General features: G+C 34.5%; 17 protein-coding genes. 14 read left to right on the top strand and 3 right to left on the bottom strand.

Annotated features, from left to right (window positions below; all coding sequences use genetic code 11):
- Positions 1 to 53 precede the first annotated feature (53 nt).
- The 8 genes from D7V20_RS09315 to D7V20_RS09285 all read left to right on the top strand — a co-directional run bounded on the left by D7V20_RS09315 (position 54) and on the right by D7V20_RS09285 (position 6,073).
- On the top strand, positions 54 to 602 hold the full coding sequence (locus D7V20_RS09315; RefSeq protein ID WP_120384019.1) for a hypothetical protein: 549 nt from the start codon (positions 54 to 56) through the stop codon (positions 600 to 602).
- 13 nt (positions 603 to 615) lie between these two features.
- Entirely contained in the window at positions 616 to 1,530 is a 915-nt protein-coding gene (locus tag D7V20_RS09310; protein WP_147395795.1) for a hypothetical protein, read from the top strand.
- A gap of 55 nt (positions 1,531 to 1,585) precedes the next feature.
- Positions 1,586 to 2,329 carry a hypothetical protein gene (locus tag D7V20_RS09305; protein ID WP_120384017.1) on the top strand — a complete coding sequence of 248 codons (744 nt, stop codon included), beginning with the start codon at positions 1,586 to 1,588 and terminating at the stop codon, positions 2,327 to 2,329.
- Between the two features lie 332 nt (positions 2,330 to 2,661).
- Positions 2,662 to 2,793 carry a hypothetical protein gene (locus D7V20_RS20310; RefSeq protein ID WP_268877892.1) on the top strand — a complete coding sequence of 44 codons (132 nt, stop codon included), beginning with the start codon at positions 2,662 to 2,664 and terminating at the stop codon, positions 2,791 to 2,793.
- Positions 2,794 to 3,031: 238 nt separating this feature from the next.
- On the top strand, positions 3,032 to 3,760 hold the full coding sequence (locus tag D7V20_RS09300) for a lysozyme inhibitor LprI family protein (protein ID WP_120384016.1): 729 nt from the start codon (positions 3,032 to 3,034) through the stop codon (positions 3,758 to 3,760).
- An 88-nt stretch (positions 3,761 to 3,848) separates the two neighbouring features.
- On the top strand, positions 3,849 to 4,565 hold the full coding sequence (locus D7V20_RS09295; protein WP_120384015.1) for a hypothetical protein: 717 nt from the start codon (positions 3,849 to 3,851) through the stop codon (positions 4,563 to 4,565).
- A gap of 207 nt (positions 4,566 to 4,772) precedes the next feature.
- Positions 4,773 to 5,393, top strand: coding sequence for a LysE family transporter (locus tag D7V20_RS09290; protein ID WP_120384014.1), 621 nt, complete (start codon positions 4,773 to 4,775; stop codon positions 5,391 to 5,393).
- 59 nt (positions 5,394 to 5,452) lie between these two features.
- Positions 5,453 to 6,073, top strand: a complete 621-nt coding sequence (locus D7V20_RS09285) for a LysE family translocator (RefSeq protein WP_120384013.1) — start codon at positions 5,453 to 5,455, stop codon at positions 6,071 to 6,073.
- Between the two features lie 253 nt (positions 6,074 to 6,326).
- Here D7V20_RS09285 and znuB read toward each other — a convergent pair whose 3' ends face one another.
- The 3 genes from znuB to D7V20_RS09270 are packed head-to-tail and all read right to left on the bottom strand — an operon-like array spanning position 6,327 to position 8,398.
- Positions 6,327 to 7,127 carry a zinc ABC transporter permease subunit ZnuB gene (gene znuB / locus D7V20_RS09280; protein WP_120384012.1) on the bottom strand — a complete coding sequence of 267 codons (801 nt, stop codon included), beginning with the start codon at positions 7,125 to 7,127 and terminating at the stop codon, positions 6,327 to 6,329.
- A gap of 3 nt (positions 7,128 to 7,130) precedes the next feature.
- A complete protein-coding gene (znuC, locus tag D7V20_RS09275; RefSeq protein ID WP_120384011.1) occupies positions 7,131 to 7,928 on the bottom strand; it encodes a zinc ABC transporter ATP-binding protein ZnuC in 798 nt (265 codons plus the stop codon).
- Complete coding sequence (locus D7V20_RS09270) at positions 7,901 to 8,398, bottom strand: transcriptional repressor (protein WP_120384010.1); 498 nt, start codon at positions 8,396 to 8,398, stop codon at positions 7,901 to 7,903. The genes znuC and D7V20_RS09270 overlap by 28 nt, the downstream gene beginning before the upstream one ends.
- A 148-nt stretch (positions 8,399 to 8,546) precedes the next feature.
- On the opposite strand from D7V20_RS09270, the gene D7V20_RS09265 reads away from it, so the two are divergent.
- From D7V20_RS09265 to D7V20_RS09240, 6 genes are all read left to right on the top strand, one after another.
- Positions 8,547 to 9,389 (top strand): metal ABC transporter substrate-binding protein, encoded by an 843-nt coding sequence (locus tag D7V20_RS09265; RefSeq protein WP_120384009.1) that lies wholly within the window; start codon positions 8,547 to 8,549, stop codon positions 9,387 to 9,389.
- 170 nt (positions 9,390 to 9,559) lie between these two features.
- On the top strand, positions 9,560 to 9,958 hold the full coding sequence (locus D7V20_RS09260; RefSeq protein ID WP_120384008.1) for an ATP synthase subunit I: 399 nt from the start codon (positions 9,560 to 9,562) through the stop codon (positions 9,956 to 9,958).
- 103 nt (positions 9,959 to 10,061) lie between these two features.
- Positions 10,062 to 10,937 (top strand): F0F1 ATP synthase subunit A, encoded by an 876-nt coding sequence (gene atpB / locus D7V20_RS09255; RefSeq protein ID WP_120384007.1) that lies wholly within the window; start codon positions 10,062 to 10,064, stop codon positions 10,935 to 10,937.
- A gap of 83 nt (positions 10,938 to 11,020) precedes the next feature.
- Positions 11,021 to 11,266 carry a F0F1 ATP synthase subunit C gene (gene atpE / locus D7V20_RS09250; protein WP_089606191.1) on the top strand — a complete coding sequence of 82 codons (246 nt, stop codon included), beginning with the start codon at positions 11,021 to 11,023 and terminating at the stop codon, positions 11,264 to 11,266.
- Positions 11,267 to 11,305: 39 nt separating this feature from the next.
- On the top strand, positions 11,306 to 11,776 hold the full coding sequence (locus D7V20_RS09245; RefSeq protein ID WP_004723424.1) for a F0F1 ATP synthase subunit B: 471 nt from the start codon (positions 11,306 to 11,308) through the stop codon (positions 11,774 to 11,776).
- An 11-nt stretch (positions 11,777 to 11,787) separates the two neighbouring features.
- A complete protein-coding gene (locus D7V20_RS09240; protein WP_120384006.1) occupies positions 11,788 to 12,324 on the top strand; it encodes a F0F1 ATP synthase subunit delta in 537 nt (178 codons plus the stop codon).
- Positions 12,325 to 12,327 lie beyond the last annotated feature (3 nt).

Below are 12,327 nucleotides of genomic sequence, written 5' to 3'. Positions count from 1 at the left end.
GAGAAATAAATAATAAATAGAATTTAATTTATAGCAATGTGGGGAGATTTTAAATGAAAAGATATATATGGGTTATGTTTGTATTTCTATCTATAAATACATATGCTGAAATAGAATTTCCTTTTAAATCAGATTCATTATTTATAAATAATAGTTTTATTGATTTAAGTAAATATGAATTTAGTAGGAATGATTTAAAGTTATTTTATTCGGGTGAGGATGAAGCTCGAATTCTACAAACGATGAAGAAGAAAATATCGGGTAAAGAATATTTGCTTGCACTAGTTGCTGTTAATTTTAATAATTATGAAGGAGCGGGTCCTGCACAAGTTATATTTTTATCTGGTGGGGAGAATAGAAAGAAAAATTATCAAAATACAATATTTATAGCTATGGGAGGGAAATTTCCAATTATAGATGATGAAGTTAAAGGATTTCATGCAATTAATGAAAAGAAGTTAAAAAATTATTGTATTCAAAGTTTTTTACTCAATGCTGATTTAAGTAAAATAGAAAAAATGAAATGTGTGGGAGATGATCCTAGTAGTGAGAATAGAAGCTTTAAGTTTAATATAGAAAATTTAAGGTATGATGAAGTCTAAAATAGGTATAAATATGTGGTTATTAAAAAGTATAACAACTTTTGCTTTATTATTCATATCAATAATTGCTTGTTCAGAAGTAGATGAAAAAATAATTGATAAAAAGGATGTAGATAGTTGTTCAATAGACTTTGATGAGGTGGATTTTTGCACACAAGAAAATCTAAAAAAATATAATGGAGTACTTCAAAAAAATATAGCAAACTTTAATGGTGATAAATACCTTTTAAATTTTAAATATAAAAAATATATATATTTTGCTGTTATTGATTTAAAAGGAGGTAAGGTTTATAGTTTTCCAGCATCTATAACTCTGTTAGAGAGAGGTCAAGATATATCCTTTTCTAAAGATAAAAATATATTTTGCATTAATGGTAATTTCAATCAATATCAAAATTCGTATAGAAACGTGAGATCTTGTTATTTCTATAATAATGGTAATTTTAATTTAAAATCTAGAGATGAAATTAAAAATAAATCAAATAATCAAGTAGTCAATGGAGTTTTATTTAAAAATAATGTTGTAACTGTAAATATTCCAAATGACTCTGAGTTTTACTCTAAATGTAGGGGAGGTAGTAGCCAGAAAAAATGTCAAGATTTGAGTAATAAAAATGATTATTTTTATCCGAGTTCAGAAATAGGAAATATCATTGTAAATGTAGATAAATTTATTGGAGATCAAAATATAAAGAAAATTAACTTTGATACTTTTAGATTTATATCAAATGGTGAAGCGGTAGTTTATTCTATAGGAGAGAAATATTACGAAACAGATGATGGGTTGTCTTCAAATTTTTATTTAATCAAGTTGAAACCAAAAGTGGAAGTTATTGATTTAGGTTCGAAATATTATATTGATAGTAGGTATAATTTGAGCTATGTAGATATTTCTGGTGTTAAGAAAAATATTAAATTGGAGTTTTGAAAGAATTTTTTTTTAGATGGAATGAGTTAATATAAAGATTATAAAGGGATTTAATGTGTTTAAAATTGTATATAAGAAGATGCTAATCACTATTTTTTTTAGTATAAGTTCTTACGCTTGTGCTGGAGAATATCAGAACAAATGTGATGGTAATAGTGTTATATCTCAAACTAATTGTATCAAGAAAGAAAATTTAAGCTTACAGTCACAATTGAACTTGCAAAACAATAAAAAACAAAACGATTATAGTAAATGGCTAGGAGATTTAAAAATTAAGTGTGAAGGAAAAGTAAATTATTCATCTGGTGGGGGAGTTGGATTAATAAAGGAGCAATGCTATAACGATGAGTATAAGAATAGAATAAAATATCTTAATGATAAGATTAAACAAAAGCAAAAAAATAGTGATGGTTTGGAAATAACAAATTTGCCTTATAATTCTCAAGATCATGTGAATTGCTTATTAAAAAACAATAAAAAAAGTTGTGGTAAGATTAATTTAATTAATATTACTGAATTATCAGAAGTTTATAATTTTATTGATGAAAGTAATGGTGCTTCAGTAATATTTCCTGAAACAGAGAGTGGGGTGATTTTGATTGCCTCTCCATCATCATCAGATTCAGGAGGGGTATTAATTAACTTAATATCAATAAATACTCTTGGTTTGATAAAACAAGTTTCATTAGATGCTTCAAAAAATGTATTAATTAGTAATAATTATGAAATTTCATATATTAAAAATGGGAAGTTGTTAAAAATTAATTTGAACAAAAACGGTGAATTTGTTAGTAAATAAGTTAAAAGGATAGTTGGTATTACTTTTCTTGAATTGTTTTATTTAATTTGGTTTATATTTATAGGCTTATTTTTAATATTAAGGTAATTATTATGAAAATTTTTTATAATTTAAAAAAGTACTTAGGGTGTTTAATATGAAAAAATCATTTTAATCCTATCTAGTCTGGTATTAGTATCTTGCTCTAAGGGTTTTGAAATAGATAACTCAAAATAGCAAAGAAGTGCTTAATACAGATTTTAGTATGTATGGTTTCAATGGTATTAATATTAATGATAAATTTTTCTTCTAATCTAGTTGAAATAACTGATAGTCGTATTGAGGATTGTTTCATGGCTCAGAAAAAATCAGCAGATAAAGATGTTAATTTTCAAATAATGAATGATCAAATTTCGGTAATTCCTTCCATGGAAAATGGGAGATCATCATATACTGGTGTTAAAGTTGGTGATGATGAAAAATGATTTATTTAAAGCATAAAACTAGGAAGTTTAAAAAATTAGAAAACCCATATGGAGATCCAAAAAGATGAATATTCTATTTTTTGGAATGATGATAATCAAAAGATCGGAACTAGATATGATATTGAAAGTCAAAAATTATTTCTATAAGTTTTGGCAATCAGGATTTAGTATTAATGGAAGGTTATGCTTGAAAACCTCAGGCCATTTTTAGATAGCACATCATTATGAGCACTCATTCATGAAGAATATTTATATCTTAATTTTTATAAGCGCTTCAATTGCATGTTCGAATACGATGGGTTCAAAACAGCAAAAGATAGATGAAAAAACTATTTATGCAAATAGTGAACAGGATTTGAATAAAAAATATTTGGATATAAAGAATTATATTCGAGATAATCAGCCTGAGCTAAAGTATTTAGTTGATAATCAGCGAGCGTGGTTGAAAAATAGAAATGTGAAGTGTCAATTTGATGGTAAAAACCTTAATTTTGAAAATTATAAGTGTTTAAGTGATAGTAATTATCTAAAAGTGCAGGATTTTAAAAAAAACTATTTAAACTTTGATAGTTTGGAAAATAGTTTAATAAGACCTTTTAGCTATACAGATGGTATCGGGAAAAAATTAGAGATAGGAGGATGTTGGTGTAGCGAGAGCATGATAAAAATTTTAAAAGATAAAATATATGTATATCAAGCATGTGATGATAAATTAAAAACACCAAGAATATACAAAATTGTTGGAAAGAAAATTGGCGAATTTTCTGTAGAATATCAGATTGATACAAATAATAATGGTGTTGCAGAGTTTAACTTGTCATTTGTTACAAATGGAAAAAATGTTTGGAATGTTGTACCAACAGTTTTTAGAAAAGATGATTTAATTAATTTAAATTTTTCAATTAATTATACTACTGATATAGATATAAATGTTGAAAAGCTTGATTGTTCTGATTCAGAAGAATGATTATTGAAAGCTTAATGTTCTATTTTTTGAAAATTTATAAAAATATTTATCTGATAAGTTGGAGTAAAAATGTGAGAAGAAATCCTATATGATTTTAAATAGAAAAACTGTACTAATAGTATTATCCATTATCTACTCATCTTTAGCTTGGTCTAATGAGATGTTAATAAAAGAGAATCATAAAGTTTATTTTAAAAGTAATAATTCTAAAATATTTCTATTTGAAGATCAGAATTATTGTTTTGATAAAGATGCTTTTTCAATAGAACACCTAACTAACGATGAAAGAAAATATTTGGTTGTTAATTATACAGAGGATTGCAATCCGAGTGGAGAGCACAAAATATTTGAAATTGCTGATAAAAAGGCAGTTAGCTTTTACCTTGCTTCATTATATGATCCTGAGTTTTTTCCAAATGAGGGTAAAATAGTTGAAAGATTTAAAGATGGAGCTATTGGTTATACTAAAATATATACACTAAAAAACAATAGATATAATTTAACTGAGGAAGTAAAAACGCTAGATGATAATATCAATCTCAGTACTACATTCAATAATGGGGTGAAGAAATTTCAGCTAAAAGATAATTCAAACAAGAAAATAAAATCATTTAATATTAGTGTGGATAGGTTATATTTATATGATGATAATTTTAAGAAGAAAAAATCTTATTTTGTAAAAGGAGATATTTTAAGTTTATATGAAATTGTTGAAATTAAAAATAATTTATACATAAAAGTTGGTTATAAAGGGAATGATCAAATAGGATATGTGCTTTTAAAGAACCTCATTTTAGATATTTAAAGCCTTTTTCCGTAAACAGAAGGCTTTAAAATGGATATCTCGTTTTGTCCTAGGCTTCCTTCAGCTTTACTCAGCAAAATGGACAATTACACAAATAAATGGTTCCCCTTACTAAAGGGGGATGAACATTCTTTAATCCTCAAATTAATCGAAAAGTAACGTATTAAAATCGCTATAATGTATTTTTAAAATTTCTTCGTTTCAGCTATGTCCTATCAAGTTTGGTTTGCTTATATGTTGGCCTGCTGGGTGATCAGTATCTCACCTGGTGCTGGTGCAATTGCATCGATGTCGAGTGGTCTAAACTACGGTTTCCGTAGGGGATATTGGAATGCAATCGGTCTACAACTGGCATTATTGCTGCAAATTGCAATCGTGGCGGCAGGTGTGGGGGTTTTATTTGCAACGACCCCTTGGGCCTTCTTGGTTGTGAAATGGTTTGGCGTTTTGTACTTACTTTATCTTGCTTATTTACAATGGACAGCGCAGACTCAATCGATTGATATTCAAAAAGAACAACCAACAAAGTCGATTCCAAAATTGATTGCTTACGGCTTTTTAGTCAATATCAGCAATCCTAAAGCGATTGTTTTTCTTCTAGCCGTTTTACCGCAATTTTTAGATTTATCGAAACCACAATGGATTCAATATGTGACCATGGCAATCACGATGGTAACAGTAGATTTGATTGTTATGGCAGGTTATACAGGTTTGGCTGCCAAAGTTTTAAGACTGTTAAAGTCACCCAAGCAACAAAAATATATGAATCGAACCTTTGCTGTACTCTTTAGTTGTGCGGCTGTGTTGCTGAGTTTGGTGCATCAATAATGATGAAAGTTGCGATGATCTATTGACTTGAAAATAAAATATAAAATACAGGAAATGATTTGAATTATCTAGAATTTTATCTATATGTGATCAGTGTCGTTGTGATGATCGCAACACCAGGACCTGTCATGATCTTAGTAGCAAGTGCAGGTTTAAAAGGCGGTTATCGTAAATCCTTACAAACAATCGTGGGGACAAATCTTGCATCTTTGGTTTTGATTGCTGCTTCAATTTTAATTTTAAAGGGCATGCTGAGTGTAGATGAAATACTCTTTGTTTTGATTAAAGTTTTAGGTTGCCTCTATATTGGTTATTTAGGTGTTCAGATTTTAAAAGAGGCATTGTCTAAAGAGGATCAGCCGTTAACCACGGTCTTATCTCCCATCGATGGGGGTTTAGTAAAAGGGTTTCTTGTCGGTATTTCAAATCCTAAAGACATCATTTTCTTTTCTTCATTTTTTCCACAATTTATTGGCATTCATTCAAATATCAATATCAGCCTGTTTATTCTAGTGATCGCATGGATTATTTTAGATTTTCTAACCTTATCTGTGGTTTATCTATCTTTTAATAAGCTGTCTAAAAGTCGCATTTACCCAAAAATTTTAGCATTATGTGGAGGTATTCTGGTCATTATTGCTGTGTACGGTTTATATATTTCACTACAGAATATTTTTTAAAGCTTTAAAAGCGCTGTTTGAAAAGGTCGTATTAAGCGATAATGCTAGTCAGTTAAGAGTAATTTAGTCATTACTTATCTAAGAATCTCCCCCTAACCCCCCCCCTCTTTAAAAAAAGAGGGGTAACTATTGAGAATTTAAAATAATTTTAGATTTCTTGCGCAGCAGTGCTGCTCATCCCTCCTTTATCAAAGGTGAGGAGCATGCTCCGCAAGGTGAGGATTTAAAAAGCCTTAACTGATCAGTATTAGTGCTAAGCGACCTTTCTCATTTTCATTACACAGAAAGTCACAGCAAAAAGTAAAGACATGCACAATACAATACTTAAACCTGTTGAAATATTGAGTGCAGCGCTCGACCATAAACCGACAGTTACGCCTATTTGTGCAACAATAAAAGCATTGAGAACCATTTGCTGAGGTGAGTGCGATACTAAGCGGGAAGTTAAAGCTGGAATGACCAGTAAAGCACCCATTAATAATGATCCAACAGCACGTAATGCTAAAACGGTGAATAAAGCCAAAAGTAACATAAATATTAAACGTTGCCATTTCGCATCAATCCCTTCACTCACTGCAATATCAGGGTCAATCGCGATTTGAATCTGCGCTTGCCAATATTTATAAAGTATTGCCAATGCACCAATAATAACCGCTGTAAAAGTCGCTAAATCAGGCCATTCTATGGTGAGTAAATCACCAAACAAATAACTGAGTAATTCTGGACGTAGCGCAGGTAAATGCTGAATCAACAATAAACCAGAACACAGCAGGGTTGCAGAACATAGCGCCAACAAAGCATCATTCGGAAGGCGAGGGTCATGTAAAACCCAAAGAATGGCGACCAATAGAATCGCAGTAAACGTCACGCCCAGCCAAAGCGGTAAACTAAGCACCGCAGCAAGTGCTACACCGAGCAATGTACCGTGTGCCATCGTATCGGCAAAGAACGACATTCTACGCCACAACATTAAACAACCTAAAGGTGCAGTGAGAAACACTAAAAGTGTGCCCATAATCCATGCAGGTAACAGTAATTCTAACCATTCCATCATGGTTTAAGCTTCCGGTTCAGGGTGAATGTGTGGACGTGGATCATGCTCACAAGTTTTCGCTGCATCGCCATGTGCACAATGATCATGGTGGTGTTGGTAAAAAGCCCGTTGAGTCGCATAAGTATCGCCAAATAAAGCTTGATATTCAGGATGTTGTTGAATGCTATCGGGTAAACCACTACAACAAATATGTTTATTTAAGCACACCACACGTTGTGTACCTTGCATCACCCATTGTAAATCATGGGAAACGATCAAGATGGCACAACCATAGCGTTCAGGTAGGCTACGAACATAGCTATACAATTCAGCTTCGGACTGAATATCCAAACCTTGCATGGGTTCATCGAGGACTAAAATATCAGGTTGACGTAATAAAGCACGTGCTAATAAAACCCGTTGTCGCTCACCACCTGAAAGTTGTTGTACTTTAGAATTTTCGAGTTTGGCAATGCCTGTATCTCGAATAATCTCTGATTTAATCGTTTTGTCGCATTTTTCAAGATCAAGTAAATCTTTGACACGTAAAGGCAAGCTATGAGATGGGTTGAATTTTTGTGGGACGTAAGCCAGTTTTAACTTTTTCTGACTGATAATTTTGCCTGAATTAGGTTTTAAAATACCCAATAGGACTTTGATTAATGTCGATTTTCCTGCACCATTGGGACCAATAAGTGTGACAATTTCTTTCTCTTGTAATGAAAAATCGATATTTTTTAAAATGTCACGGTCATCAATGCGCACATTGACGTGTTGCAATTGAACTAGCGGATTTATACCTTGTTCGAGCACTGCTGGCATATTCCTGAAATCTCAATAATACTGTGGTGGGCGTTAAAGCCATCTGAATTTGAAAGCTGATCAAGCTGTTCAATCAGTCCTTTTGCAGCAGCTTCTTTGACAATATGACAACTTGTACAAATTAAAAAAGCAGCTTGATGCCCTTCACGTGGGTGACAACATGGAATATAGGCATTAATCGAGGTTAAACGGTGAATAAACCCTTTTTCCAATAAAAAATCTAAAGTCCTATAAACAGTGGGCGGAGCAGCAGGGCGTTCAGAAGCCCCTTTCATTTTTGCTAGCAGGTCATAAGCACCAACAGGACCTGTGGCATTCAAAATCAACTCAAGCACTTCTTTACGTAAAGGTGTAAGGCGCGCGCCAGAAGTTGCACAAAGATTTTCTGCTTCTGATAGACGAGCTTCTACATTGAGATGGTCGTGTACACCATGTAAAGTGTCATGGTGTTCGTGTGAACAAACGCTCATATCAGACCTCAGGACTTGTTATTTGGATAATGACAGGAATCGTGAATATTAACATGAAGCATAATCAACTTACGAATAGCATAGGTATTTTTTAGCTTTTGTTATATTATAACAATAATAGCATAAATTTTTCTGGTAATACATTTTCATGAATCGCATTATTGCTTTTTGTTTATGTGCACTTTTTTTTAGTGTTACATGGGCTCAAGCACCATTGGTGGTGTCAACTCATCCTATTTACTTGATTGCAAAAGAAATTACACATGGTGTTGAAGAACCTGTGCTGTTATTAGGCAATCAAACAGGTCACGATGTACAACTTACACCATCAAATCGTAAAACGATTATGGATGCTTCTTTGGTGATTTGGGTGGGCAAAGAACATGAGGCGCCCCTTGAAAAAGTTTTAGGTGATAATGCAAAAGCTGTTTCTATTCTCAATTCAGGCATTATCCAAGCATTGCCTCTACGCAGTACACGCGGCGTAGTGCAAAAAGATACAGTGGATACTCATGTTTGGTTAGATCCCAATAATGCAGTACGTATAGGTTTTTTTGTGGCAGCATTACGTTCACAACAATATCCTGAAAATAAAACTGCCTATTGGAATAATGCTAAAAACTTTGCTAAAGAAATGTTACTTGCCTCGCAGAAAGTCACTAGTGCAGGTGTCGCACGACCTTACTGGGCATATCATGATGCATATCAATATTTAGAACGTTCTTTAAATTTGAAATTTGCAGGCGCATTGACTGATGACCCGCATGTTGCCCCGACAGTCGCGCAGATTAAATTTTTAAATGACACGCGTCCTTACAAAAAAATGTGTTTATTGGCTGAGTCGAGTGCAAGCCCAAGTCAATACCGAAAATTAGGTGCAATTGCATTTCAATCGGTAGATGAAACTTTAGCAAAACAACAAGATTTTGTGGTTGCATGGCAAACTTTGGCGCAAGAAACACAAGCTTGTGTACTTAATGCGCGGAAATGACGTAAAAAATAATCAACAATTGTTCATATGAAAAGCAAGCTACATTTTAAAAAATCACGACTAAGGTCGGGAAAAGATTGCATGTTCAGGGGTGTAACTCTATAATGCCTGCGATTAAAAACGATCATCAGCTAAACTTGTCAAGCATTTGTGCTGTGAGTGGGTAAAAAATGAGCCAAACTAATCGCTTGATTGACCGACGATTAGCAAAAGCTTTGGTCTATTTACAAGCGTTAATGATTCCTGTTTCAGCCTTGATAGCGTGGGTCTTGAAGGACACAACTGCGGCTTTGAGTGCAACATTAGGTGCACTGTTATGTTGGCTTGCAAGTTGTTATTTTTCTTGGCAATCGTTTCGAGCAGCAGGAGCGCGTGCTTCAAAGCAAGTTCTTTCGAACATGTATAGAGGCTTGATGGGCAAATTTGCAATTGTGATCGTTGGTTTCATTTTAATTTTAAGCAATGTCAAGCCGTTATCTCCGGTTGCATTGTTTTGTGGTTTTATTCTCGTTCAAGCAATGTCGTGGGTCGCTCCTTTTTGGGTGGCACGTCAACAAAAACGAGTATAAGCGCAGCAGAAATTGAAAATTTTTTTGGGGATTAACGAGATATCATGCAGCACGCGATATTCGTTAACTCTATTTATTATTTGACATTGACCAGGTGTGATTTATGGCTGCTGAAGAACATGCCCTGACTTCGACCGAGTATATCAAGCATCACTTGACCAACATGACCTATGGCAAAATGCCAGATGGTACTTGGAAATTGGCTGAGACTGCTGAAGAAGCTCAACAGATGGGGTTCACTGCTATTCACTTGGATTCAATGGGTTGGTCAATTGGCCTTGGTTTGATTTTCTGTTTGATTTTCTGGTGTGTGGCGAAAGCTGCAAACTCTGGTGTTCCTACCAAGTTCCAGTCTGCAATCGAAATGATTATCGAGTTTGTTGACTCAAGTGTTCGTGATACGTTTCATGGTAAATCACGTTTAATTGCACCTTTAGCCTTGACCATTTTTGTGTGGATTTTCCTCATGAATGCGATGGACTTAATCCCTGTTGACTGGATTCCTTATTTAGCTCAACAAATTGGTGCAAGTGTATTTGGTATGGATCCGCACCACGTTTACTTCAAGGTTGTTCCATCTACAGACCCTAACATTACCCTAGGTATGTCATTGTCTGTATTTGCACTGATCTTGTTCTATAGTATTCGTGAAAAAGGTATCGGCGGTTTCGTCGGTGAATTGGCACTTAACCCATTTAATCCAAGTAACCCAGTTGCAAAAGCGTTACTTATTCCAGTGAATTTAATTCTTGAATTGGTAACATTCCTTGCACGTCCAATTTCATTGGCACTCCGACTATTCGGTAACATGTATGCGGGTGAATTAATTTTCATTCTTATCGCTTTGTTACCTTTCTGGATCCAGTGGGCGTTGTCTGTGCCTTGGGCTATCTTCCACATTCTTGTTATTACGTTGCAAGCCTTCATTTTCATGATGCTTACAATCGTATACTTGAGCATGGCAAGCGAAAAACATTAATGGTATTGCCTAACTATCATCGGGTGGTTAGGTATAATTTTTTTACTTTAATTTGGTATAAACCTAACCTCTGAGGAATTATCATGGAACTCACTTTAGGTCTAGTTGCAATTGCAGCTGCTATTTTGATCGCTTTTGGTGCTTTAGGTACTGCGATTGGTTTTGGTCTTTTAGGCGGTCGCTTCCTTGAAGCTGTTGCTCGTCAACCAGAATTGGCTCCACAACTTCAAACTCGTATGTTCTTAATCGCAGGTCTTCTTGATGCTGTGCCTATGATCGGTGTTGGTATTGGCTTGTTCTTCATCTTCGCTAATCCATTTGTAGGTTAATCAGCTTAATTCCGAAATTCACTATTTGAGGAATTTGCAATGAATATCAACCTCACATTGTTTGGCCAAGCGATTGCATTTGCGATTTTCGTCGCATTCTGCATGAAGTTTGTATGGCCACCACTAATCAATGCGATTAGTGAGCGTCAGCGTAAAATTGCTGATGGCTTAAACGCTGCAGAGAAAGCGAAAGCTGATCTTGCTGATGCGCAAGCGCAAGTTAAGCAAGAAATTGATGCGGCGAAAGCACAAGCGGCTCAATTGATCGAACAAGCGAACCGTCGTGCGGCACAATTGGTCGAAGAAGCGCGTACTCAAGCATCTGCTGAAGGTGAGCGTATTCGTCAACAAGCGAAAGATGCTGTTGATCAAGACATCAATTCTGCTCGTGAAGAATTACGTCAACAAGTTGCTGCTCTTGCAGTTGCTGGTGCAGAGAAAATTCTGAACCAACAAGTTGACGCAGAAGCTCATAATGCCATGCTGAATCAGCTGGCTGCTAAACTTTAAGAGAGGCGAATATGGCTGAATTCTTGACGTTGGCACGCCCATACGCTAAAGCAGCATTTGCTTATGCATCTGAGCAAAATGCGGTTGACTCTTGGTCTACTGCGTTACAACTGCTCAGTGCTGCGGTGCAAGATGAAGCATTCTCCGCTTATTTAAATCGCCCTGAGTTGACGCCTGCTGAGCAGGTTGGTCTTTTTGCGAAAGTTTTAGGTAATGAACAGACTGCGGCAGTGTCAAACTTTTTGACACTCCTTGCAGACAATGGCCGTTTGGCGTTGTTACCTGAAATTGAAACAGAATACGAGCAACTCAAATCACAAAATAACAAAACTGTAGATGTTGTTATTGAATCAGCTTTCCCGCTTGATTCAGTACAAGAACAGAAGCTAGCTCATGCGTTAGAAAAACGTTTTGACAGCGCTGTGAAAGTTACAGTTGAAGTAAATCCAGCACTTATTGCTGGTGTTGTTATTCGTGCAGGCGACCAAGTGATAGATGATTCTGCGCTTAGCAAGCTTGAAAAAATGCGGACTCGTCTTCTTGCGTAATTA

The organism is Acinetobacter rongchengensis (assembly GCF_003611475.1).
Lineage (GTDB): Bacteria > Pseudomonadota > Gammaproteobacteria > Pseudomonadales > Moraxellaceae > Acinetobacter > Acinetobacter rongchengensis.
Note: the sequence above shows the minus strand (reverse complement) of the source record. Positions and strands in the feature narration are given on the sequence as shown.

Bases quoted from the DNA above. Each gene is read 5' to 3' on its own strand.
- D7V20_RS09315 (WP_120384019.1), top strand. From the start codon at position 54: ATGAAAAGATATATATGGGTTATGTTTGTATTTCTATCTATAAATACA.
- D7V20_RS09310 (WP_147395795.1), top strand. From the start codon at position 616: ATGTGGTTATTAAAAAGTATAACAACTTTTGCTTTATTATTCATATCA.
- D7V20_RS20310 (WP_268877892.1), top strand. From the start codon at position 2,662: ATGGCTCAGAAAAAATCAGCAGATAAAGATGTTAATTTTCAAATAATG.
- D7V20_RS09300 (WP_120384016.1), top strand. From the start codon at position 3,032: ATGAAGAATATTTATATCTTAATTTTTATAAGCGCTTCAATTGCATGT.
- D7V20_RS09295 (WP_120384015.1), top strand. From the start codon at position 3,849: ATGATTTTAAATAGAAAAACTGTACTAATAGTATTATCCATTATCTAC.
- D7V20_RS09290 (WP_120384014.1), top strand. From the start codon at position 4,773: ATGTCCTATCAAGTTTGGTTTGCTTATATGTTGGCCTGCTGGGTGATC.
- znuB (WP_120384012.1), bottom strand. From the start codon at position 7,127: ATGATGGAATGGTTAGAATTACTGTTACCTGCATGGATTATGGGCACA.
- znuC (WP_120384011.1), bottom strand. From the start codon at position 7,928: ATGCCAGCAGTGCTCGAACAAGGTATAAATCCGCTAGTTCAATTGCAA.
- D7V20_RS09270 (WP_120384010.1), bottom strand. From the start codon at position 8,398: ATGAGCGTTTGTTCACACGAACACCATGACACTTTACATGGTGTACAC.
- D7V20_RS09265 (WP_120384009.1), top strand. From the start codon at position 8,547: ATGAATCGCATTATTGCTTTTTGTTTATGTGCACTTTTTTTTAGTGTT.
- D7V20_RS09260 (WP_120384008.1), top strand. From the start codon at position 9,560: ATGAGCCAAACTAATCGCTTGATTGACCGACGATTAGCAAAAGCTTTG.
- atpB (WP_120384007.1), top strand. From the start codon at position 10,062: ATGGCTGCTGAAGAACATGCCCTGACTTCGACCGAGTATATCAAGCAT.
- atpE (WP_089606191.1), top strand. From the start codon at position 11,021: ATGGAACTCACTTTAGGTCTAGTTGCAATTGCAGCTGCTATTTTGATC.
- D7V20_RS09245 (WP_004723424.1), top strand. From the start codon at position 11,306: ATGAATATCAACCTCACATTGTTTGGCCAAGCGATTGCATTTGCGATT.
- D7V20_RS09240 (WP_120384006.1), top strand. From the start codon at position 11,788: ATGGCTGAATTCTTGACGTTGGCACGCCCATACGCTAAAGCAGCATTT.